General features: G+C 39.3%; 20 protein-coding genes, 1 tRNA gene and 1 rRNA gene. 17 read left to right on the top strand and 5 right to left on the bottom strand.

Going from position 1 to position 22,571, the window contains the following annotated elements; all coding sequences use genetic code 11:
- Nucleotides 1-80 (top strand): 5S ribosomal RNA (rrf, locus tag ABD009_RS14185); the annotation flags it as partial.
- A 69-nt stretch (nt 81-149) separates the two neighbouring features.
- Here rrf and ABD009_RS09480 read toward each other — a convergent pair.
- The 3 genes from ABD009_RS09480 to yhbY form a co-directional block, all read right to left on the bottom strand.
- Nucleotides 150-1,469 carry a GAF domain-containing sensor histidine kinase gene (locus ABD009_RS09480; protein ID WP_343824833.1) on the bottom strand — a complete coding sequence of 440 codons (1,320 nt, stop codon included), beginning with the start codon at nt 1,467-1,469 and terminating at the stop codon, nt 150-152.
- An 8-nt stretch (nt 1,470-1,477) separates the two neighbouring features.
- A complete protein-coding gene (locus ABD009_RS09475; protein WP_343824831.1) occupies nt 1,478-3,016 on the bottom strand; it encodes an HD domain-containing phosphohydrolase in 1,539 nt (512 codons plus the stop codon).
- Nucleotides 3,017-3,166: 150 nt separating this feature from the next.
- Complete coding sequence (yhbY, locus tag ABD009_RS09470) at nt 3,167-3,466, bottom strand: ribosome assembly RNA-binding protein YhbY (protein ID WP_343824829.1); 300 nt, start codon at nt 3,464-3,466, stop codon at nt 3,167-3,169.
- 86 nt (nt 3,467-3,552) lie between these two features.
- Between yhbY and rlmE the strand changes: the two genes are divergently transcribed.
- The 11 genes from rlmE (at nt 3,553) to ABD009_RS09415 (ending at nt 13,709) form a co-directional block, all read left to right on the top strand.
- Nucleotides 3,553-4,182, top strand: a complete 630-nt coding sequence (gene rlmE / locus ABD009_RS09465; RefSeq protein ID WP_155694561.1) for a 23S rRNA (uridine(2552)-2'-O)-methyltransferase RlmE — start codon at nt 3,553-3,555, stop codon at nt 4,180-4,182.
- Between the two features lie 39 nt (nt 4,183-4,221).
- A complete protein-coding gene (gene ftsH, locus ABD009_RS09460; protein WP_343824826.1) occupies nt 4,222-6,150 on the top strand; it encodes an ATP-dependent zinc metalloprotease FtsH in 1,929 nt (642 codons plus the stop codon).
- A 118-nt stretch (nt 6,151-6,268) separates the two neighbouring features.
- Nucleotides 6,269-7,057: a dihydropteroate synthase gene (folP, locus tag ABD009_RS09455; protein WP_343824851.1), complete on the top strand. Its 789-nt coding sequence runs from the start codon at nt 6,269-6,271 to the stop codon at nt 7,055-7,057.
- The gene (gene glmM, locus ABD009_RS09450) at nt 7,050-8,384 is read left to right on the top strand and encodes a phosphoglucosamine mutase (protein WP_343824824.1); all 1,335 of its coding nucleotides are present in this window, start codon (nt 7,050-7,052) and stop codon (nt 8,382-8,384) included. The genes folP and glmM overlap by 8 nt, the downstream gene beginning before the upstream one ends.
- A gap of 67 nt (nt 8,385-8,451) precedes the next feature.
- Complete coding sequence (gene tpiA / locus ABD009_RS09445; RefSeq protein WP_343824822.1) at nt 8,452-9,189, top strand: triose-phosphate isomerase; 738 nt, start codon at nt 8,452-8,454, stop codon at nt 9,187-9,189.
- 9 nt (nt 9,190-9,198) lie between these two features.
- A complete protein-coding gene (secG, locus tag ABD009_RS09440) occupies nt 9,199-9,570 on the top strand; it encodes a preprotein translocase subunit SecG (protein ID WP_343824820.1) in 372 nt (123 codons plus the stop codon).
- Nucleotides 9,571-9,587: 17 nt separating this feature from the next.
- Nucleotides 9,588-9,672 (top strand) — tRNA-Leu (locus ABD009_RS09435).
- A gap of 154 nt (nt 9,673-9,826) precedes the next feature.
- Nucleotides 9,827-11,185 (top strand): molecular chaperone, encoded by a 1,359-nt coding sequence (yegD, locus tag ABD009_RS09430; RefSeq protein WP_343824818.1) that lies wholly within the window; start codon nt 9,827-9,829, stop codon nt 11,183-11,185.
- Nucleotides 11,186-11,200: 15 nt separating this feature from the next.
- Nucleotides 11,201-11,719 carry a M48 family metallopeptidase gene (locus tag ABD009_RS09425; RefSeq protein WP_343824816.1) on the top strand — a complete coding sequence of 173 codons (519 nt, stop codon included), beginning with the start codon at nt 11,201-11,203 and terminating at the stop codon, nt 11,717-11,719.
- A gap of 64 nt (nt 11,720-11,783) precedes the next feature.
- The gene (gene yghU / locus ABD009_RS09420) at nt 11,784-12,635 is read left to right on the top strand and encodes a glutathione-dependent disulfide-bond oxidoreductase (protein WP_343824814.1); all 852 of its coding nucleotides are present in this window, start codon (nt 11,784-11,786) and stop codon (nt 12,633-12,635) included.
- 174 nt (nt 12,636-12,809) lie between these two features.
- Complete coding sequence (locus tag ABD009_RS09415) at nt 12,810-13,709, top strand: hypothetical protein (RefSeq protein ID WP_343824812.1); 900 nt, start codon at nt 12,810-12,812, stop codon at nt 13,707-13,709.
- Between the two features lie 11 nt (nt 13,710-13,720).
- Here the strand turns inward: ABD009_RS09415 and ABD009_RS09410 are convergent, their stop codons facing one another.
- Together ABD009_RS09410 and ABD009_RS09405 are read right to left on the bottom strand one after the other, a co-directional pair.
- A complete protein-coding gene (locus ABD009_RS09410) occupies nt 13,721-14,077 on the bottom strand; it encodes an Hpt domain-containing protein (protein ID WP_343824810.1) in 357 nt (118 codons plus the stop codon).
- A gap of 105 nt (nt 14,078-14,182) precedes the next feature.
- The gene (locus tag ABD009_RS09405; protein WP_343824808.1) at nt 14,183-15,376 is read right to left on the bottom strand and encodes a flagellar assembly protein T N-terminal domain-containing protein; all 1,194 of its coding nucleotides are present in this window, start codon (nt 15,374-15,376) and stop codon (nt 14,183-14,185) included.
- Between the two features lie 224 nt (nt 15,377-15,600).
- Between ABD009_RS09405 and ABD009_RS09400 the strand changes: the two genes are divergently transcribed.
- From ABD009_RS09400 to ABD009_RS09380, 5 genes are all read left to right on the top strand, one after another.
- Nucleotides 15,601-16,059, top strand: coding sequence for an LPP20 family lipoprotein (locus ABD009_RS09400; protein ID WP_343824806.1), 459 nt, complete (start codon nt 15,601-15,603; stop codon nt 16,057-16,059).
- A gap of 118 nt (nt 16,060-16,177) precedes the next feature.
- Nucleotides 16,178-17,224, top strand: coding sequence for an efflux RND transporter periplasmic adaptor subunit (locus ABD009_RS09395; RefSeq protein WP_343824804.1), 1,047 nt, complete (start codon nt 16,178-16,180; stop codon nt 17,222-17,224).
- 2 nt (nt 17,225-17,226) lie between these two features.
- Nucleotides 17,227-20,328, top strand: coding sequence for an efflux RND transporter permease subunit (locus tag ABD009_RS09390; RefSeq protein WP_343824802.1), 3,102 nt, complete (start codon nt 17,227-17,229; stop codon nt 20,326-20,328).
- Between the two features lie 105 nt (nt 20,329-20,433).
- Nucleotides 20,434-22,038, top strand: a complete 1,605-nt coding sequence (locus ABD009_RS09385; RefSeq protein WP_343824800.1) for an amidohydrolase family protein — start codon at nt 20,434-20,436, stop codon at nt 22,036-22,038.
- 10 nt (nt 22,039-22,048) lie between these two features.
- Entirely contained in the window at nt 22,049-22,561 is a 513-nt protein-coding gene (locus ABD009_RS09380; protein WP_343824798.1) for a DUF2058 domain-containing protein, read from the top strand.
- Nucleotides 22,562-22,571 lie beyond the last annotated feature (10 nt).

The raw sequence follows: 22,571 nt of genomic DNA, 5'->3' as shown, positions 1-22,571 counted from the left end.
CATTTCGAACTCAGAAGTGAAACGCAGCTGCGGCGATGGTAGTGTAGCATTTGCTATGCGAGAGTAGCTCACCGCCAGGCTCCCATACTAACCCCTTGCACGTTGTGCGAGGGGTTTTTTATTGCCTGGAATTTAACATCTTACTCTTCTTAACACCTCTTTACGTTTGGAATAGCTATTATAAATTTACAACCCTTTCCTATTGCTGTTTCTAATTTTATCGAGCCTTTTAATGAAGTCGCGACAATATTAAAGATAATATGTCCGCCTAAACCACTGCCACCTGAACCTCTTTTTGTGGTAAAAAATGGGTCAAAGAACTTTGTGCTTTGCTCTTCGTCCATACCTTTACCATTATCTTTATAGATAACCTCTAATTTACTATCTTTTTCAGTGACTATTATCTCAATTTCACCATGCTTGATGTCTTCAAAAGCGTGAATAATTGAGTTAGTAATTAAATTAGTTATTAGTTGCGATAGCGCACCAGGTTGGGTTTCAATTTCTAAACAATCAGGGCTGGTTACGGTAATAGAGTGTTTAGTTTTTTTAATGAGAGGGTTTAGTGATTGGATAGTTTCGTTAATATAGTTTTTAATATTAATTAGTCTTATCGTTTCTGATGACTGGTCAACTGCGACTTGTTTAAAGCTTGAGATTAATCGACTCGCTCTCTCAACGTTGCTTTTAATGATGCTGCAAGTCTCACCTACATCTTCGATAAAATTGTTAAACTGCTTTTCAGTGACAAGGCCGTTTACAGCTGCTTTTTTGAAGACGGTATGCTCTTCATAAAGGTTTGATATACCAGTTACACAGACGCCAAGAGGGGTATTTATTTCATGTGCTATACCTGCAACTAATTGGCCCAGTGAAGCCATTTTATCCTTTTGTAACATTTCCTCCCTAATTAGTTTATCTTCGGCCTCAATTCGTTTTTGTTGCATTAAAATATTTATGTTTGAGCCGACAAAAGTCAGAATTTCTAAGTCTCTTTCGCTATAGATAAAACTAGGTGAGTAACTTTGGACTATTATTAATCCAAAAACGTCGTTGCCATTGATAATAGGTATACCAATCCAACTATGGCACATGGTTCCATAGATACGCTCTATTTGACCACTGTTTTGAAGCATCAATATCTCGCTTTGGTCAAGCTTGATAGGTTTCTTGGCGTTAATTGCAAATGCTGATAAGCCATTTCCAATATCTATAGTTTTATCTTGAAATGAGTTGCCATCCATTTCGTCAACAAAATAATTCAGTCTCATTGTTTGGTTAAAGTCATTAACCTCTGCTATTGCTATATTGCGAACGAAGATCACTTTGCTTATGATTTGGTGTATTTTTTCATATAAATCAGAAGATTTACTTTTTTCTGTGATAAGTTTAGAAATATCAATTAACGCAGTAATGATATCTTTGTCTGATACAGCAATACCGTTATTTGAAGCAGTGTGAAAAGGCATAATAGATACTACTCCTCGCTATCAGTGAGTTCATTATTCGCTATTATGAGCTTTTCAATGCACTCAAAAAATGCATCTACCACTTCAGGATCAAAATGCTTACCTCTTTGTTCTTCTATAAGGCTAAGAACATCGTTAAGAGTCCATGCAGGCTTATAACAACGCTTGTGAAGTAATGCGTCGAATACATCTGCGACAGCAACTATTCTTGAATATATATGGATCTCATTTCCCTTTAATCCATGGGGGTAACCGCTACCGTCAAACTTTTCGTGATGTTGATGAGCTATCGTCGCTGCAGCTACAATAATGGGGAGTTCTGAACCAGCTAATATCTCATAGCCAATTGTGGCGTGCTGCTTCATTATTTCAAATTCTGACAAGTCCAACCGTCCCGGTTTTAGCAAAATACTATCCGGTGTCGCAATCTTTCCAATGTCGTGCATTGGAGTTGCTAATTCTAGGATTTCACACTCATATGTAGATAGTTTTAATTGCTCAGCGATAATACCAGAGAAGGCAGACATTCTTCTTATATGGTTCCCTGACTCTTTGGACCTAGACTCTACGGCATTTCCTAAACGATTAATTACTTCAGCTTGGGTGTTTTGCACTTGAGTTTTCATCATCAGATTGTCGAAGGCTATACCTGCGCTTCTACAAAACATTTGCAACAGTTTGATATCTATTTCTTTGATTTGGTTTAAATCAACGCCTTTGAGATAAATAAGGCTTTCTTGCGCTGATAGAGAGGGTAAATAAGCGATAAAGGTATCATCTTCAAATACGGACTCCTCAATTTTTATTGCAGTGTTCATGAGGTTTTTAAGATTCTCATCTAACTGATTTTCTAGATCAGTTCCAATTTGAGTTATGACTTTAAAATCACTTTTGTCATAAATTGTTCCTCCCGCATTGGTAATTTTTATTAATGCCCCCTTTTGTTCAAACCTTAAAATAGATAAAACTTGTTGAAGTAACCCTTGGAAAAAGCTAGTCAACTTCTGTTCTTCCATGACATTTGCTGTTGCTTCAATTACTTTTTCAAGGCCATGTTTAAACTCTTGTTCATACTTCCTTGTTTCATCAATCTCTCTGAGGTCACGGTAGCCTCTTAAAGCTGAAATAACTGCGGTAAAAAGACGTCTTCTATCAAGCTCAGTCTTTTGTTTATAATCATTAATGTCGTATTTCATAATGACTTCTTCTTCCGGCGCTTGACCAGGCTGCCCGGTTCTTAAAATCACTCTTGTCATTTGGTTTTTATTTTCGTTTCGAAGCCATTCTACAAATTGAAGGCCAGCATCATCCGTTTCCATAACGACATCTAGAAAGATAAGTGCTAGCTCTTTATATTCTTGTAAAGTTTCGCGAGCTTCTTCAGCACTATAAGCACTAATAAATTTAAGAGATTTTCCCTCAAATTCAAAACGCTTTAGCGCCATTTTAGTAATGGTATGAATGTCCTCTTCATCATCCACAATGAGAACATTCCATTGTTCTTGAGGAACGTCGATGTTGCTTTTAGATAAAAAATCAAGAGTCATATGTGAAGTTCAAGTTAGTATATGTAACTTTAAATATAGACACTGTTTATAAATTTATGCGGGTTTGTATTTATTTGAGGTAAAAAAAAGCCACTGCGTTTAGCAATGGCTTTTGATGATATTCGTTTTAACTAAAACGAATTGTGATGCTTACTTACCTTTTGGCAATACGATTCGAGGTTCTTTAGCCTGTTTGAACAGTACTAAGGTTTTTCCTATAAGCTGAACTTTTACCGCTTTACTCTCACGAATAATAGCATCCACATAAAGGTTTAATTCTTCTCGGTCTTGAGCCGGGATTTTAACTTTTATAAGCTCGTGAATTTCTAAAGAGTTTTCGATTTCAGCCAAAACACCTTCAGTAAATCCATTTGAACCTAATTGAACGACAGGCTTAAGCGAATGCGCTTCACCACGTAAAAATTGTATTTGTTTATTAGTTAATTTCATCTAGTCTCAAATTTAACAATGATAATTACTTGAATTAACGATATTCTACCCCACCTTAAGCTTATTACCAATTTATAAACTGACATATGGCAAAAGATAAACGTTCGGCTAGTAGTAAACGCTGGTTAGAAGAGCACGTAAACGACAAATACGTAAAAGAAGCGAATAAACGTGGATTGCGTTCACGTGCCTATTTCAAAATAGAAGAGCTTCAAAAGAAAGACAAGTTGATGAAGCCAGGTGATACTGTGGTAGACCTCGGTGCAGCCCCTGGCGGATGGTCTCAGTATGCGGCTGATTACATTGGTAACAGCGGTACTCTTATCGCTTGCGACATATTGCCTATGGACCCAATTGTAGGTGTTGACTTTTTACAAGGCGACTTTAGAGAAGAAAGTGTTCTAAATGCGTTGTTAGATCGTATAAACGGACGTACTGTAGATTTAGTTATGTCTGACATGGCTCCAAACTTAAGTGGTAATGACGCGATTGATCAGTCAGGTTCTATGTATTTGGTAGAGCTGGCTCTTGATATGTGTAATCAAGTATTAGGTAAAGATGGAAAGTTTGTGGTTAAAGTGTTCCAAGGCGAAGGCTTTGACCAGTTTGTAAAAGACATGAGAGCAGCGTTTAAAGTTGTGAAAATAAGAAAACCGGAATCCTCCAGAGCGAGATCTCGAGAGGTGTACGTAGTAGCGACAGGTTACAAACTGTAGTAATCTTAAATTAATTAATAACAGGAAGAGGTTATTCCTTTGAGTGATATGGCTAAAAATTTAATAATCTGGTTAGTTGTGGCTGTCGCTTTGATGTCAGTGTTTAACAACATTACACCGAGTGAATCCGCTAGTGGCGCTGAAAACTATACGCAGTTCATCAAAGACGTTCGTCAGGGTCAAATTCGTGAAGTTAAAATTTCAGATCGCCAGATCAAAGGAATTAAACGTAGCGGTGAAAAGTTTGAAACTTTAATTCCAACTGCATACGACAAAGACTTACTGAATGATTTAATCGAAAACGACGTAAGAATTATTGGTGTTCCGCCTGAAGAGCCGTCGTTGTTTACGTCTATTTTAATCTCTTGGTTCCCAATGTTACTGCTAATTGGTGTTTGGATTTTCTTCATGCGTCAAATGCAAGGTGGCGGCGGTAAAGGCGCCATGTCATTTGGTAAGAGTAAAGCTCGTTTAATGGGCGAAGACCAAATTAAAACGACATTTAAAGATGTAGCAGGTTGTGACGAAGCTAAAGAAGAAGTTCAAGAGTTAGTTGATTACTTAAAAGACCCTTCTAAATTCCAAAAGCTTGGCGGTAAAATACCGAAAGGCGTATTAATGGTTGGTCAGCCTGGTACAGGTAAAACACTATTAGCAAAAGCGGTAGCTGGTGAAGCAAAAGTACCGTTCTTCGCAATTTCTGGTTCAGATTTCGTTGAAATGTTTGTAGGTGTTGGTGCATCTCGTGTAAGAGACATGTTTGACCAAGCTAAAAAGTCAGCTCCATGTATTATCTTTATAGATGAGATTGATGCTGTTGGTCGTCAACGTGGTGCTGGTATGGGCGGTGGTCATGATGAACGTGAACAAACGCTTAACCAAATGCTAGTTGAAATGGATGGTTTTGAAGGTAATGAAGGTATCATCGTTATTGCCGCTACTAACAGACCTGACGTATTAGACCCTGCATTACTTCGCCCAGGTCGTTTTGATAGACAAGTTGTTGTTGGATTGCCGGATGTACGTGGCCGTGAACAAATACTAAATGTTCATATGCGTAAAGTTCCTTTAAGCAATGATGTAGAGCCTGCACTTATTGCACGTGGTACTCCTGGTTTTTCTGGTGCTGATCTAGCGAACCTAGTGAATGAAGCTGCATTGTTTGCTGCAAGAAGTGACAAGCGTTTAGTTGATATGACTGACTTTGAAAAAGCAAAAGACAAGATAATGATGGGTGCTGAGCGTAAGACCATGGTAATGGACGACGCTGAAAAAGAAATGACGGCATATCATGAAGCAGGTCACGCAATTGTTGGCCGCATGGTTCCAGAACACGATCCAGTTTATAAAGTGAGTATTATACCTCGTGGTAGAGCGCTTGGTGTAACCATGTACTTACCTGAAAAAGATCGTTTTAGTCACTCTAAACAACATTTAGAAAGTAATATCTCTAGCCTATACGGTGGTCGTTTAGCGGAGCAAATTATCTACGGTGATGAAAAAGTTTCTACTGGCGCGTCAAACGATATTGAACGTGCAACTGATTTAGCATCTAAGATGGTGACTCAGTGGGGTCTTTCTGAAAAACTTGGTCCTTTACTTTATGCCGAAGAAGAAGGTGAAGTATTCATGGGTCGCAGTTCTGCGAAGCATAAGAATATTTCAGATGAGACTGCTCGTTTAATCGATAAAGAAGTACGTGCCATTATTGATAAAAACTATGAACGTGCTCGTCAGATTTTACAAGACAACATGGACATACTTCATTCAATGAAAGATGCATTAATGAAATATGAAACTATTGATGCAAAACAAATTGATGATTTAATGGAGCGTAAAGAAGTTCGCGAACCAGCGGGTTGGAATGAGAAAGGTGATAAACCTAACAATTCTAACAATGACAATACAGAAGAACAAAAAGCAGAATCTTCTACGCCATCGGATCAAGAGCAACCGAAAGACGCATAATTTAATATAACAATTTGATAAGGCTCCTAATTATAGGAGCCTTTTTTATTTAACATCTAGAAATAGCAAGCAGGGTATTTTTGTGAGTAATTTATTCGACTTCAAACAACCTAAAATTATGGGCATATTAAATGTTACACCAGATTCTTTTTCTGATGGTGGCGAATTTAACTCATTAAATATGGCTCTAAAGCAAGCAGAACGAATGTTAAAAGACGGTGCTGATATTATTGATATAGGTGGGGAGTCAACCAGGCCAGGTGCACCTAAGGTGAGTGTTGAAACTGAACTAGCTAGAGTCATTCCAGTAATAAAAAAACTCAAGTCGGAATTTGATTGTATTATTTCTTTAGATACTTCTAAAGCCGATGTAATGGCTGAAGGATTAGCGAATGGAATAGACATTATTAATGACGTTTGTGCATTGAGCCAACCTGGTGCGCTAGAAGTTGCAGCACAAACTGACGTGCCTATTTGTTTAATGCATATGCAAGGTACTCCGCAAACGATGCAAAATAAGCCAGAATACAAAAACATTGTGGGCGAAATTAAGCAGTTTTTTGACAAAAAAATAGCAGAGTGTGAGCAGGCAGGGATATCCAAAAATAGACTATGGTTAGACCCAGGATTTGGATTTGGTAAAACTTTGGATGATAATTACAAACTTTTGGGTGATTTAGATCAATTTGTTACATATAAAATGCCAATTTTAGCCGGATTGTCGAGGAAATCGATGATTGGCAATTTATTAAATATAGAAACAAATGATAGAATGCTGGGCAGTGTAATAGCTGCTGCGTTAGCCCTAAGTAACGGGGCAAACATTCTTCGAGTCCATGATGTCGCAGAGACTCATCAAGCAGTTACCATTTACAATGCGATGAACAAAGGAATTATTAATGAGTAAAAAGTATTTCGGAACAGATGGAATTAGAGGTTTAGTTGGACAAGGCGCAATTACGCCAGAATTCGCATTAAAACTAGGCTGGGCCGCAGGCAAAGTATTTGCCAGCAATGGAAATAGAAAAGTACTTATAGGAAAAGACACCCGCATTTCCGGCTATATGCTAGAAACGGCATTAGAGTCTGGTCTAATCGCTGCTGGCGTAGATGTAGGCTTGCTTGGGCCAATGCCAACGCCTGCAATTTCATATCTTACTCAAACGTTCAGAGCTGATGCTGGTATTGTTATAAGCGCATCACACAACCCATATTACGACAATGGTATTAAGTTCTTCTCTGCGGAAGGTACTAAATTGCCTGATGAAGTAGAGCATGAAATTGAAAGAATGATTGAGCAAGAACTTACTTGCGTAGAGTCTGAAAAGTTAGGCAAAGCCTTTAGAATAAATGATGCTGCTGGTCGATATATTGAGTTTTGTAAGAGCCGTTTTGCTCTTGAATCACTAAAAGGCATGAAAATTGTTGTTGATACAGCAAACGGGGCTACCTACCACATCGCACCAAATGTATTTAGAGAGTTAGGTGCAGACGTTATTTCTATTTTTGCTGAGCCAAACGGTTTAAACATCAACGATCATTGTGGTGCAACGCACACAGATGCGTTGCGACAAGCCGTTCTTCAGCACAATGCTGATGTTGGTATTGCATTAGATGGTGACGGTGACCGTTTAATTATGGTTGATGAAAAGGGCATGGAAGTCGATGGCGACGAACTTGTCTTTATCTTAGCGCGTCAAGCCCTTAAAAAAGGTGAGCTTAAAGGTGGTGTTGTTGGCACATTAATGTCTAACTTAGGCTTAGAAGTTGCACTTAAGAATCTTAGTATACCGTTTAAAAGAGCAAATGTTGGCGACCGCTACGTTATGCAACTTTTAAAAGAAAATGGCTGGACAATAGGTGGTGAGTCTTCGGGGCATGTTATCAATCTAGATCATATACCAACCGGCGACGGTACTATTTCTGCAGTTCAAATTTTGGCGGCTATTGTAGATACCGGCATGACGTTATCTGAACTTAAATCTGGCATGGAAAAGTACCCTCAAAAATTAATTAACGTTCGTACAGCGCCTAATAAATATCCACTAGAAGTTGATGAAGTAAAGTTAGCAATTCAAGCTGCAGAAGTTGAATTAGGCGATGAAGGTAGAATATTAATTAGAAAATCTGGTACAGAACCGCTTATTCGAGTTATGACTGAAGGTAAAGATGGTAAGTTAATAAAACGAGTAGCACAAAAAGTAGCCGATAAAGTGGCGGAACACGCAGAATAACGAATCCATTACTTGTACTTTTTGGGGAGTTTGTTACTATCTCGCCGCTTAAATGAAGGAGAGGCTAATGGCCATTCGATTACCGCTAGTAGTAGCGAATTGGAAACTAAACGGCGATAGCCAACTGTTAACTGAAATGGTTAACAATATCCAACAGTTAGATGCTGATAATGTTGAAGCTGTGCTTTGCCCACCGTTTGTTTATCTTAATGAAGATACACAAGACGTTAAAAAAGGCGCACAGACAATAGCTATCCAAGATTCAGGCGCATTCACAGGTGAAATTTCTGGAAGAATGTTGAGGGATGTTGGCTGTCAGTATGTTATTGTAGGTCACTCTGAACGTCGTTCATTGTTTAATGAAACAAATGAGATAGTTGCAAAGAAGGTTTTATCTACTTTAGCCGCTGGTCTAATACCGATAATTTGTATCGGTGAAACAGATGAACAAAGAGAAAATGGTGAAACAACAGCTGTAATAACTGAACAAGTTAAAGCTGTGTTAGATGTATTACCAAATTACTCCGACAGTATTGTATTTGCTTATGAGCCTGTATGGGCAATAGGTACTGGTAAAACAGCAACAGGCGATCAAGCAGAAGAAATTCACGCGATGATCCGCAAAACGTTAGCTGGGTATAGCCAAGAATTAGCAGACTTAACACGCATCTTATATGGTGGCAGTGTTAAGGCAGAAAATAGTGAAGAATTGTTTTCCAAGGAAAACATCGACGGCGGCCTAATTGGTGGCGCGAGTTTAGATGTGGAAGCGTTCACAAACATTTGTAAAAACGCAGTAGCTTAAGGTAAAAGCATGTACGAAATTTTAATTGTAGTTTATTTAATTATCGCAATAGCATTAGTTGGACTTATTCTTATTCAACAAGGCAAAGGCGCAGATATGGGCGCGTCGTTTGGTGCTGGAGCATCAGCAACGTTGTTTGGTTCTAATGGTTCAGGTAACTTCCTGACGAAGACAACCACATTTCTAGCAACTGCATTTTTTATCCTAAGTATTTTCTTAGGTAGCATGACAGCAAACTCAGTAAAACAAGAAGATGCGTTTAGCGATCTTTCTGTTCCAACTGAAACAGCGCCAGCAACTCTGGATATGGAGTTACCTTCTGAAATTCCTGCTGGAGATGCGCAAGAGTCTAACGGTTCAGACGACGTACCAGTTAACTAATTTTTGCATATAAATATGCGGATGTGGTGAAATTGGTAGACACGCAGGCATGAGGTGCCTGTGCCGCAAGGCGTGAGAGTTCAAGTCTCTCCATCCGCACCATTATAAGGTTCATTAAGAACCATAAAAGCCAGAATAGCTTAGTAAAATAGGCATTCTGGTTTTTTTATGCCTCAAATTCTTCAAACAAGAGAGTGAAAAATCCCCCTCAATTAGGTAGAATCCGCGGCCGTAATTTATATAGTAGGCAGTTTTAATGATAGGTTTTGACTACGGCACTTCAAATTGTGCTGTTGCGACAATGCAAAATGGGCAACCAAAAATGTTAACGTTAGGTGAGCACGGCAAATTTATGTCTTCGTCACTTTATGCCCCAAGTCGAGACGTTATCCCAAACTGGTTACATAAAAATATCAACGAACCTTATAAGTCCACATTTGCTAACTCTCGAGGTTTCTTAATTTCGAAAGGGCAAGAGGCCTTAGAGGACCTTCGTTATGATGGTATACCGGAGCATCTATCTTTTGGTAAGTCGGCCTTAGAACGCTACTTAGACGATCCAAGTGAAGGTTATTATATAAAGTCTCCTAAATCATTCTTAGGGACTAGTGGCTTGCTGCCTCAGCAAATTGTATTTTTTGAGCATATTGTTGCAGCTATGATGGCACACGTTAAGCATCACGTTGAAGAAGAGTTACAGCACGACGTCACTAAAGTTGTAATAGGGCGACCAATTAATTTCCAAGGTCGTAATAGTGAACAAAGCAACAAACAAGCAATTGAAGTATTAACGAATGCCGCTAGACATGTTGGTTATCAAGATATTGAGTTTCAGTATGAGCCTGTGGCTGCAGGTTTTGAGTACGAAGCAAGTTTAAAACAAGAAACAAGAGTATTGGTTGTTGATATTGGTGGTGGTACCACGGATTGCTCAATGCTTCTTATGGGACCAGAGTTAATGAACAAAGCCGATCGTTCAGCGGCTCTGTTGGGACACAGCGGTTTAAGAGTAGGCGGGAATGACTTTGATATTCAGCTGGCTTTAAAAGGTGTTATGCCTAACCTAGGTATCAACGGTAAGTTAAAGTCTGGCAAACCAATGCCAGTGAATAGTTATTTTAAAGCAGTGGCTATTAATGACGTAAATGCTCAAACAGACTTTTATAGTGACGCAAACGGACGCTTTTTAGAGCAGTTACAACGAGACTCTGAGCAACCAGAAATACTGGCTCGATTATTAAAAGCTTATAACGAAAAGCTCAGCTATCAACTCGTGAATAGTGCAGAACAAGCTAAAATATTATTAACAGAAAGTAATTCAAACAATATTGATTTAGGTTATCTAACGGAAAATCTAAGCCAAGATGTTGACCGAAACCTCTTTTTAGAAGCGTCAGAGAATCAGCTTAATAGTATTGCGAAGCTAATGAGCGAAGCGGTCAACCAAGGCGGTGCAGAGCCTGACGTTATTTTTGTTACTGGCGGTACGGCAAAGTCACCAGTCATTAATGATTTTATAAAATCGAAATTTGGTAATAAGCCTGTTGTTGTTGGCGATCACTTTGGTAGCGTTACGGCAGGATTAAGTCGTTGGGCTGAAACTATATTCAAATAAACGGAAAGTGCAGCGTTGCCTAATCCTAACCTTACAAAATTAAAGTATATAAGTAATTATCCCGGCTCAATTATTGAGTCGGTTCAACACCTTATCAACTCTAAAAAGCTCACGGCGTATTTAAAAAATAAATACCCACACCCGCACCATTTTAATAATGACAAATTACTGCGGGAATATGTTCTCGAACTTAAAGCCCAATATTTAAAAAAGTCTCAACCTATAAGTAAGATTGAATACGACAACAAATTACATGTTATAAAAAATGCGTTGGGAACTCATACCAGCATAGCAAGAGTTCAAGGCTCTAAGCTCAAACGTAAATATGAAATAAGAATAAGTTCTATATTTAAGAATGCGCCGCCAGAATTCCTCGCTATGATAGTGGTACATGAACTCGCTCACTTTAAAGAATATGAGCACAACAAAGCATTCTATAAACTTTGCGAGTATATGTTGCCTAACTACCATCAACTTGAGTTAGATGTACGTATTTATTTGACCCACTTAGAGCTAATAGGTGAGGTTTACTAAATCACGCTTTACATGATCTAAACTTGCTGATGGTCGTAACCTATTCAAACAGTAAGGAGTTGTTATGTCAGAGAATACCTATACGCCACCAAAGGTTTGGAGTTGGGATAAAGAAAATGGTGGAGAGTGGGCTAGTTTAAATAGACCAGATTCAGGCTCTCGTTTTGAGCAATCATTACCTGTAGGAGAGCATCCATTCCAACTTTATTCATTAGCGACCCCTAACGGTGTAAAAGCCACAGTTATGTTTGAAGAGTTGTTGGCGGCTGGTGAAGCGGGTGCAGAGTACGATGCACACTTAATAAAGATCCAAGACGCAGATCAATTCAGTAGCGGTTTTGTGGATATTAACCCAAACTCAAAAATCCCAGCGCTAGTTGATAAGTCAGGGACCAATAACGTCAATGTATTTGAGTCTGGCGCTATTTTATTGCACTTGGCTGAAAAGTTTGGACGCTTCATTCCAAGCTCACCGAATGATAAAGCAGCTTGTTTGTCTTGGTTGTTTTGGCAAGTTGGAAGCGGGCCTTATTTAGGTGGCGGATTTGGTCATTTCTATGCCTATGCCCCTGAAAATTTTGAATACCCAATTGACAGATTTACCATGGAAACGAAAAGGCAACTTGATGTTTTGGACAAGCATCTTGCTAATAATGACTACATGGCTGGCAAGGAATATAGCATTGCTGACATTGCTATTTGGCCATGGTATGGAGCGTTGGTTTTAGGGGAATTGTATGACGCCGCCGAGTTTTTAGATGTGAAAAGTTATACACACTTAGTGGCTTGGGCAGAAAAAATAGCGCAAAGACCTGCGGTCAAACGAGGCAAGGTTGTAAACAAAACCTGGGGTGACGAATCCCAACAGGTGCATGAACGTCATTCTAAAACTGACTTTGATAACATCAAACTCTAAAGCACTAAATTCTAAATCACTAAATTTTAAAACACGTACTTCTAAAATACGGGCTTTTAAAGCACAGACTTTTAGAATACGTTCTTTTAAATCTGATTGAACTTTAAGTTCGCACCTTCGTTGTTTTTGACTATCTTAAATATAACTTAAGAATTAAACAGAAGGTGCGATGACTTGTTTTTGTTAAAAACATTGATAGTAGGCATAACACTGTCTATTTCTTTTTATGCATTTAGTAATGAGTCCTATTCTGCAGAGGGAGACACGATTCGTATTGTTTCTTCAGTGCCCTTAAACTACAACTCAGTAGACTACTACTCTGAGCTTCTGCAGCTTGCACTCACTAAAACCGAGACTGAATTCGGACCCTTTAAAATTAATTACGTCAATCGCGATATTATTCAAGAGCGTGCGTTACACGAGTTAAACACAAGGCGAAGCATTGACGTTTACTGGTCAGTATCAACTAAAGCAAGAGAGACAGTCGCAAGACCAATAAGGATACCTTTGTTAAAGGGGTTGATAGGCTATCGTGTTTCCTTGATATTAAAAGATCGCCTTCAAGAGTTTCAAAACATAGAGAGCATCGATAAATTTCGGGAGCTAGCCGCAGGACAAGGGCACGATTGGCCGGATTATGACATCTTAAAGTTTAATAAATTTAGCGTTTTCCCCGCAAGTTTGTATGGTTCAATTATTGAGTTGTTACACCTCAAAAGAATTGATCACTTTCCGCGTGGGTTAAATGAAATATTAAGAGAGTTTGAGCTTATGAATGATGAACGCATAATGATCGAACCAAAATTTATTTTACATTACCCGTCATACGTTTACTTTTTTGTCGCGATGGAAAATATGCGGCTTGCTGAACGTATTGAAAAAGGCCTTCTATTGGCACAACAGGACGGCAGTTTTAATAAACTGTTTAGAGACTTTGTTCATTTTGATAAATTGAATGAGGTTTTGAATTTAGAAAGTCGTAAAATAATTGAGCTTAAAAACCCGATAAGCACAAAATCTAAAATTAAAGGAGAAAGCCCGATAAAAGAGCTCTCTAAGCTAATTAGCAGTTAAAAGCTTGGGAATTATATAGCGGCTGATATTTGGGCCTTGAAAGACTCAAGCAACACAATATATTGCTCAAATTGAGAATTGATAACGTCCCCATTGTTCTCTTTACCAGCCTTTTCTAATTCAGCAGACGCGTCTTGAACTTTGTGCGCACCTACACTAGCAGCCGCACCTTTGATGCCATGACAAGCCTTGCCTAAACCTATCCAGTCTTGGGTATTGTAAAACTGTCTAACCATTGGAATATCTTGGTCTAATTGAATAACGAACATTGAGATAACATCTTTATAAAGTTGCTCATCATCCATGCAATTTGTTAGGCCTGTTTTTAAATCTAAGCCGTCAATCGACTGCAGTGCTGCAATTGTCATTGTTTTCCCCGTTAGGCGCCAAATTGATTATATTTTGGACTGAAAAATTTCATCGTAAATAATAACTAAAGACTATAGCAAATTAATTAAATTCAAAACAGAAACCTACCAATCTGTAGACCAGTCTTTTAGCTCAATCACATCGTTTACCTGCACGTTACTCATAAAGTCTTTATCCAAGGATTCAGCAATCGCAGAGTTTTCATACACTTTTGTTATTCGAACTCTATAAGGACTAATTACAAAGTTGGTTAGCAGGTTCCCTGAGTTATCTATAATGTCAGCACGATAAGAGACTCGGTATTCTTGGCCAATAAAGACGCCTTGGCCACGACCAATATTGAGCTGGATTTGTTTCCCTTCTTGAATTGCTAATATTTTGCTTTGAAGTTGCTGACAGCTAAGTTGCCCAAGAATGTCATCTCGCATGTCAGTTAGGTTACGCTCAATGGCCGAGCCATATTCAGAGTTCCAAAATTTACGGCTATTAACATTTACAGTCTCCCTCATGTCAAAAGTCCATTCGGCTTCCGTGTGAAAACTGTTTTTATATATAACTTCATGAGTAAGTGCATTTGCAATCATAAGTTCGAAAGTGAAAAAACGTTCAAACTCATCGTCTTCCCAAAAACTATAAGAATTAGACATATCGCCAAAAGACAAATCACTGATGCGACCAAACATGACAAATTGCGAGTTGGCGTTTTGAGCAACGGCATCAATCAGTTCATGACGAACTTTTCCCTGTTGGTCAAAATCTTGATGCACACTAAGTTTTTTATCTAACCACGCAACTGGGTATATTGTTGAACTGCCGGACTGAAGCATAGCGACAATTTTTCGAGGGATCTCTTTTTCTAGGCCATACAGGCCACCTACTTTAGCGTGTTCCCAATGTTGAATTGGGAATTGAGTGATGGCTACTTTTTTGCCAAACTCTGCAGCATAACAAGCTCTTTCTTCAGGAAATATATCGGCTCGTATTGTTACTGATATAGAGTCACCTTTTTGCTGTTCACTTACAATTTCTATTCGATTGACAGCGCCATTAGCTCTAACTTGGATAGAATCGTCAACTAATAAACCTTTTGAAATCTGTTGAATGCTAGCAACATTAGCGCCCGCAAATAGCATAGCCTGCTTAACGGCATCTTGTGTGGCTCTGGTTTTAGCGCTAGCGACATCGCCATATCTTACTTTTGCTTGCCCAGTAGCCTCATACCAATCAGCCTGTGCCGCAAAAGACAAAGCTAAAAATAGTGCTAATGCTATGAATTTATTTAATGCAGGGTTAATCATGTTTTGCTTCTCTTCATGGTTAGGTTCTACCCGTCAAAGTATTGTCGTTTGAGTTTAAACGATAAAGGCAATACGTAGTTTGTAGTCAATTCTGCAATTTACAGACCATTTTGGCATCATAACTTGCTAAGCGGGCTATACTAATTGTTAACTGAGAGCCTATGGATAAACTGGCCTAAAATTTGAATGGTTTGCTACCAATAGATTGGGCTTGAAGGTGAATTATGAAAATTCGAATTATTGCGATGTTGTTTTTAGCACTGTTAGTAACAGGTTGCACATCATTGCTGGATAAACATGTTAGTTGGGAATATGAAAAGCCTAAGCAGTTTCCTGTTCTTCGGGCGGTAGGTTATGCACCAATATCAGCTCAAGGCGGCAATGATCCACAAATTAGGCAAATAATGGCAATGCGAGCATCAAAATTAGACGCCTATAGAGAATTAGCCGAGCAGGTTTATGGTTACCAGATCAAAGGAAAGTCGGAAGTTAAGAATTTAATCGCTCAAGATGATCAGCTTAAAGCAAAAGTTGAAGGTGTGATCCGAGGTGCTAGATTAGTCAAGTCTTACCCTGTAGGAGACACTTACGCCACAGAACTTGAACTAGATATGAAACTAGTTTTCGATTTGTATCGTATCAATACCCGCCCAAGAAAAATAAAGAAAGTAGAATACTACTAACAATCTGTGAATGTTCAGATAAGGTGATTGAAACTCAAGCCAAATCACATGGCTGGTTTACCTCAATCAGGTATGATTCTACTATAATTTTTAAATCATTTATTAGTAGGATCTATTCATGTTTAGAAACCCAATTCTTTGGATTGTTATTGTTTTGTCAGGTATGTTGGCTATCGCTTTTTGGCCAGCAGAGCAAAAGAGTGAAATGCGACGAGGTGGTGGCTCGATATTAATAGAAGTAGCTGAAGCAAAAACAATTCCATACAACGAGGAAATTGCAGCACTCGGTACCGCACAAGCTAATGAATCGATTGATTTAAAAGCCAATAGCACAGACAGAGTTGATATTGTTCACTTTGACGATGGTCAGTTTGTTGAGGCAGGACAATTATTGGTAACAATGCGTCACGATGAAGAAAAAGCCAACGTAAATGAATTCAAGGCAACCTTAAACGAACACAGAAGACAACTTAAGCGTTTAAAAGATCTTGAAAAGCAAAGCGCGACTGCGGCCAGTGCAATTGAAAAGCAAGAAAGCTTGATCGAATCCACAGAAGCACAACAGCAAGTTGCAAAAGTCAGACTCGATGAAAAGTTCATCAAAGCCCCATTTTCAGGTCAAGTTGGCCTACGTCAAATAAGCCCGGGACAACTGATAACAACAAGTACTAATATTGTTACTTTAGATGATGTAAATAAAATAAAAGTCGAATTCCAATTATCTGAAAAGTATCTAACTGCAGTAGAAGTTGGCCAACAAGTAAGCGCCATGCATGTTGCATTCAAAGCACCCTTTGTAGGCGTCATAGACAGTATCTCTTCAAGAGTCGATAAAACCTCAAGGGCGTTTTCAGTAAGAGCCATTTTTAATAACGAAGCTAAGTCTTTAAGACCTGGCATGTTACTGCAAATAAAGGTAACTACAGAAGCAAGCAACGCTTTGGTTATTCCAGAATCTGCAATTATCCCAATAAACAATCAGCATTTTGTTTATGTTTTAAAAGACGATAATAGTGTTTCTAAAACAGAGGTGGTTTTAGGAAGAAGAAAGCCTGGTTCAGCGGAAGTGGTGAAAGGTTTGTCAGCCGGTGATCAAGTCGTATTTAAAGGTGTATTAAAAGTGCGTGACGGCGCTCAAGTGACAACACCGAATAAGGATGCGTAATTATGTTGCTCTCTGATATCTCCGTAAAACGACCGGTTTTTGCAACAGTTGTAAACCTACTGCTAGTTACCTTCGGTATTGTTGCCTTCTTTATGTTGGCCCTTAGGCAATACCCTGATATTGACCCTCCAATTGTGTCGGTAAGTACTTCCTATCCTGGTGCATCAGCAGAAATAGTTGAAAGCAAAATAACTCAAATCCTAGAGTCTCGTATATCGGGGATCTCAGGTGTAAAAAATATTAACTCAAGCTCACGTAATGGTCGCTCAAACATCACCATAGAATTTAAAACAGCGGTGGATATTGATGCCGCAGCCAATGATGTAAGAGAACGAGTCTCTAGAGCTCTGCGCAGTTTACCTGACCAAGCGTTACCACCAGAAGTATTCAAAGCCAATGACGATGAAGATGTGGTTGTATGGTTTGTATTGAACTCAGAAACCATGAATACATTAGAGCTGACAGACTATGCTAAACGTTACATTGTAGACAGATTTGCTGTTGTAAATGGGGTTGCTCGTGTGAGGCTTGGCGGAAGTCGAGATTACTCGATGAAAGTATGGCTGGATAAAGATGCCATGGCCGCTCGCGGCGTGACGGTTGCTGATATTGAAAATGTGCTTCGTCGCGAAAATGTGGAATTGCCAGCGGGCGAAATAAAATCTATTGATCGCGAATTTAACGTTCGAATAGCAAGAGCTTATAAAACTCCAGAGCAATACCAATCTATGGTAGTAGCAAAAGGTGATGATGGTTATTTAGTAAGGTTAGGCGACGTTACAAAAGTTGAGTTAACCGCACAAGATGATGAAAATACCTTTAGAGGGAACGGCGCAAACATGATTGGCTTAGGGATCATTAAACAGTCCAAAGCCAATACTTTAGATGTTGTAGAGGCCGCGAGAGCTGAGATGGACAATATCCGAGCGACATTGCCGGAAGGGACATCAATTGAAGACTCCTATGATTCATCTGTTTTTATCGCCAAGTCGATCGATGAAGTTTATAACACTTTATTTATCGCTATATTTTTAGTTGTTCTGGTTATCTACCTATTCTTAGGTAATGTGCGCGCTACCTTTATTCCAGCTATTACTGTGCCAGTTGCATTGGTTTCTACCTTTACGGTACTTATGGTTTTAGGCTTTTCTATTAATTTACTTACTTTATTAGCGTTAGTACTAGCCATTGGTTTGGTAGTAGATGACTCTATTGTTGTGCTTGAAAATATTTATCGAAGAATGGAAGAGGGCGAACCACCACTATTAGCTGCTTATCAGGGGGCGAGAGAAGTAGGGTTTGCCGTTATAGCCACTACATTAGTATTGGTTGCGGTGTTTATACCGCTGGTATTCTTAGAAGGAAATGTTGGTCGTTTATTTGTTGAGTTTGCCATTGCTGTAACCGCCGCTGTTATATTTTCAAGCTTTACGGCACTGACATTATCACCGATGTTGTGTTCAAAAATATTACAATACCGAGAGCGCGAATCAAAAGTAGGCCAGTGGTTAGATAAAGGTTTTCACAAATTAGAAACAAGCTACGAAGCACAGCTGAACAAAACAGTGTCTAACAAAGCTGGTTTAGTTGTTGTTATGCTTATGTCTCTTGCTCTTATTTACGGGCTATTTAAAACAATCCCACAGGAACTTGCACCACAAGAAGACCGTGGTAACTTTTTCATGATCGTACAAGCAGCCGAAGGTGCGAGCTATAAAAGTAACTTGGCCAATATGGACAAGGTTGAAGAAAAGCTACTGAAGTATTACGAACGCGGTGAAGTAGACCGAGTAATTGTGAGAACACCAGGCTTTGGCGGTGGTGCCGGCATTGCGATTATTGGTATGCCAGATTGGGACCACCGTATAAAACCGACTGAACAAGTGATGGGCGAAATTTCTGCTGAAATGCAGTCCTTAACGGATGTTCGTGCGTTTGCCATTATGAGAAGTGGCCTTGGCGGACGAGGTTTAGGTCGACCGGTTCAGTTTGTATTGCAAGGCGATACTTATGAGCAATTAGCCCAATGGCGAGACATAATTTTAGAAGAAGCTCGTAAAAACCCTAAATTGCTTCGTTTAGACAGTAATTATAAAGAAACTTTGCCACAGGTGCTGGTGGAGATTGACACGCTGAGAGCTGCGGATTTAGGTGTGTCGGTTTCGGATATTGGCCGCACATTAGAGGCAACGCTAGGGCAACGTCGCGCGACAACTTACATTGAACGCGGACAAGAATATGAAGTGGTTTTAGAAGGCCCAGATGAAGCATTTGCAACACCTTCTGCGCTTAATGATTTGTACGTGAGATCTGCTAGAACGCAGCAACTCATTCCGTTGTCTAACTTAGTTACTATTAAAGAACAAGCGACAGCGGGCACGTTAAATCGTTATAACAGAATGCGCAGCATTACTATTGAAGCAAACTTGGCCGATGGATATAAGTTAGGCGAGGCACTAGATTTCTTAAACCAAGTTGTTGCTGAGAATATTACTGATGCGGTTCAAGTTGACTATAAAGGTGAGTCTGCGCTTTACAAAGAGTCAGGCAGCTCTATTGCATTTGTTATGTTGATGGCAATGGCTATTACTTACTTGGTGTTAGCGGCACAGTTTGAAAGTTTTGTTCACCCACTGGTGATCATGTTGGCGGTACCATTAGCTGCAGTTGGAGCTTTGATGGGTTTGGAAATCGCGGGCCTAAGTTTAAACATTTACAGTCAAATTGGTTTGGTGATGTTGATAGGTTTAGCCGCCAAAAACGGGATACTCATTGTCGAGTTTACCAATCAGTTGCGAGATAAAGGCGGAGACTTTAAAACGTCGTTAATACGCGCAGCAAAGCAACGTTTACGCCCAATTGTTATGACATCATTTTCTACGGTAATGAGTGCGGTTCCGTTAATGCTAGCCAGCGGTGCTGGCGCGGAAAGCCGAGAAGTTATTGGTGTTGTTATATTTTCTGGTGTTGCCTTTTCTACTGTGCTTACGCTTTATGTTGTACCAATGGCTTACTTTTGGATTGCCAGAAATACAGGTTCCCCTAAAGCGGTTGAAAACAAATTAAATGAGCAGTTAGAACAGCAGGCAAACTCTAAAAGTTAATTAAAGTGACTGAGAACTTAAAACCAGACTCCTTTTTTAATAGGATTTGTTTTAAGCTGATGGAATAAATACAGCGACATAACTAAATGAAGGGTGTTGATAGTGATGACAGGCAACCAAAAATTGGCTTTATGCTTGAAGGCGTGGCAAAAAGTATGTGCAGTCGTGTTGGTAAGTTGCATATCGGTGGGCTCATTATCTGCGGTTGCCGGGCCAGGTGAAAAAGCACCAGAAAGAAAATCGAGCGAAGGCCTTCAAGCTGATCGTATTATTTTTCGAGGTGGTATTTTAATAAATGGTGAAGGCGCACCAGCCAGAGGTCCTGTTGACATCCTAATTGAAAAAGGACGAATTAAAAATATTCGTTCAGTAGGTTACCCTGGAGTGCCAATAAAAGAACAGGGCAGATTAAAAGCAAAGCCAGGCGATGTTGAAATTGATATTGAAGGTCAATTTGTATTGCCTGGTTTTGTTGATATGCATGGACACATTGGCGGTTCAACTGACGGAGTACCAGCTGAGTATGTATTTAAGCTGTGGCTTGGTCACGGTATTACCACTATTCGTGAGCCAGGTAGCTTTAACGGTTTGGATTGGGTACTAGAACACAAAAAGCGCAGTGAAAAAAATACCATTGTTGCACCTCGCATCGTACCTTACGTTGGATTTGGAACGGGTCATAAAGGGCCTATTTATACTGCTAAACAAGCCAGAGAATGGGTTCAGTTAATAGCAAGCAAAGGCGCAAAAGGCATTAAGTTTTTTGGCGCAACACCTAAGGTAATGGCTGCGGCGCTAGATGAAGCTAAAAAGCAAGGTCTAAGAACCATGATGCATCATGCTCAGCTTAACGTAATGAGCATGAGTGCCTTAGACTCAGCACGTTTAGGTCTTACTACTATGGAGCATTGGTACGGATTACCAGAGGCTTTATTTGAAGACAAGACTATTCAACATTACCCTGCAAACTACAATTACAACAACGAACAACATCGTTTTGCCGAAGCTGGAAAGCTTTGGAACCAAGCCACCGATATTGGCTCTGAGCACTGGCAGCAAGTTCGTGATGAACTTATCAGTCTCGATTTTACATTAAACCCAACCATGACTATTTATGAAGCAAGCCGCGATCTTATGCGAGAGCGACAAGCGATTTGGCATGAAGAATATACCTTGCCTGTGCTGTGGAAGTTTTTTGAACCAAGCCGCTACGCACACGGAAGCTATTGGTTTGATTGGACTACGGCCGACGAGATAAATTGGAAAAACAACTTTAAAAAGTGGATGACGTTTTTAAACGATTATAAAAACCATGGCGGTCGAGTTACTACCGGCTCAGATTCGGGCTATATTTATAAGATATTTGGTTTTGGTTATATTCGTGAGCTGGAATTATTACAAGAAGCTGGATTTCATTCGCTAGAAGTGATTCAATCCGCAACCTTAAACGGTGCAGAAGCGCTAGGTATGGAAGATGAGATAGGCAGTATCAGTATTGGTAAACGAGCCGATCTAATTGTAAGTACTGAAAACCCGTTACATAACTTTAAAGTTTTGTATGGGACTGGGCATTACAAGTTGGATGATAATAACCAGCCAACCAGAGTCAAAGGTTTACGATTTACGGTTAAAGACGGCATAGTTTACGACTCTCAACAGTTGCTAAAAGATGTGCGTGAAATAGTTAAAGACGCAAAGAATTCAAAATAAAAGGTTACCCATGGCACAAATGTCATTACAAGAGCAGCTTTTAAAGGCTGGCTTAACAAACGAAAAAAAAGCAAAAAAGGCTAAAAAAGCCAGTAAAAAAACACGTGATATGAAGCGTGAAGTAAAAGCTGCGGCAGAAGAAAAGCGTGCGGCGCAATTAAGTAAAGATAAAGAGCTAAATAATCAAATCAAGCAACAAGCTGAGCAAAAAGCGTTAAAAGCGCAAATTAAGCAGCTAATTGAAATGAATATGCTTGAGCTAAGAGGTGACGTTACTTATAACTTTATGGATGACAATAAAGTTAAAACGTTGAAGGTCAATTCAGCCGTTCAGAAACAATTGGCTAATGGCCTTTTATCCATTGTTAATTACAATGATGATTATGCCGTTATCCCTTCTGTGGTTTCCGATAAAATTGCACTAAGAGATGACTCAGCGTTAGTATCACAAAATGAAATAGAAGAGCCGGACGAGGACGATCCGTACGCTGACTATGTTATTCCAGATGATTTAATGTGGTAATAGCTCAATA

The sequence above is a fragment of the Psychrosphaera haliotis genome, from assembly GCF_039523615.1.
Taxonomy (GTDB): domain Bacteria; phylum Pseudomonadota; class Gammaproteobacteria; order Enterobacterales; family Alteromonadaceae; genus Psychrosphaera; species Psychrosphaera haliotis.
This window is presented reverse-complemented; position numbering and strand designations above follow the sequence as displayed.

Bases quoted from the DNA above. Each gene is read 5' to 3' on its own strand.
- ABD009_RS09390 (WP_343824802.1), top strand. From the start codon at position 17,227: ATGTTGCTCTCTGATATCTCCGTAAAACGACCGGTTTTTGCAACAGTT.
- ABD009_RS09410 (WP_343824810.1), bottom strand. From the start codon at position 14,077: ATGACAATTGCAGCACTGCAGTCGATTGACGGCTTAGATTTAAAAACA.
- folP (WP_343824851.1), top strand. From the start codon at position 6,269: ATGGGCATATTAAATGTTACACCAGATTCTTTTTCTGATGGTGGCGAA.
- ABD009_RS09480 (WP_343824833.1), bottom strand. From the start codon at position 1,469: ATGCCTTTTCACACTGCTTCAAATAACGGTATTGCTGTATCAGACAAA.
- ABD009_RS09385 (WP_343824800.1), top strand. From the start codon at position 20,434: ATGACAGGCAACCAAAAATTGGCTTTATGCTTGAAGGCGTGGCAAAAA.
- yhbY (WP_343824829.1), bottom strand. From the start codon at position 3,466: ATGAAATTAACTAATAAACAAATACAATTTTTACGTGGTGAAGCGCAT.
- ABD009_RS09475 (WP_343824831.1), bottom strand. From the start codon at position 3,016: ATGACTCTTGATTTTTTATCTAAAAGCAACATCGACGTTCCTCAAGAA.
- rlmE (WP_155694561.1), top strand. From the start codon at position 3,553: ATGGCAAAAGATAAACGTTCGGCTAGTAGTAAACGCTGGTTAGAAGAG.
- secG (WP_343824820.1), top strand. From the start codon at position 9,199: ATGTACGAAATTTTAATTGTAGTTTATTTAATTATCGCAATAGCATTA.
- yegD (WP_343824818.1), top strand. From the start codon at position 9,827: ATGATAGGTTTTGACTACGGCACTTCAAATTGTGCTGTTGCGACAATG.
- ABD009_RS09380 (WP_343824798.1), top strand. From the start codon at position 22,049: ATGGCACAAATGTCATTACAAGAGCAGCTTTTAAAGGCTGGCTTAACA.
- ABD009_RS09400 (WP_343824806.1), top strand. From the start codon at position 15,601: ATGAAAATTCGAATTATTGCGATGTTGTTTTTAGCACTGTTAGTAACA.
- ABD009_RS09395 (WP_343824804.1), top strand. From the start codon at position 16,178: ATGTTTAGAAACCCAATTCTTTGGATTGTTATTGTTTTGTCAGGTATG.
- ABD009_RS09405 (WP_343824808.1), bottom strand. From the start codon at position 15,376: ATGATTAACCCTGCATTAAATAAATTCATAGCATTAGCACTATTTTTA.
- yghU (WP_343824814.1), top strand. From the start codon at position 11,784: ATGTCAGAGAATACCTATACGCCACCAAAGGTTTGGAGTTGGGATAAA.
- tpiA (WP_343824822.1), top strand. From the start codon at position 8,452: ATGGCCATTCGATTACCGCTAGTAGTAGCGAATTGGAAACTAAACGGC.
- glmM (WP_343824824.1), top strand. From the start codon at position 7,050: ATGAGTAAAAAGTATTTCGGAACAGATGGAATTAGAGGTTTAGTTGGA.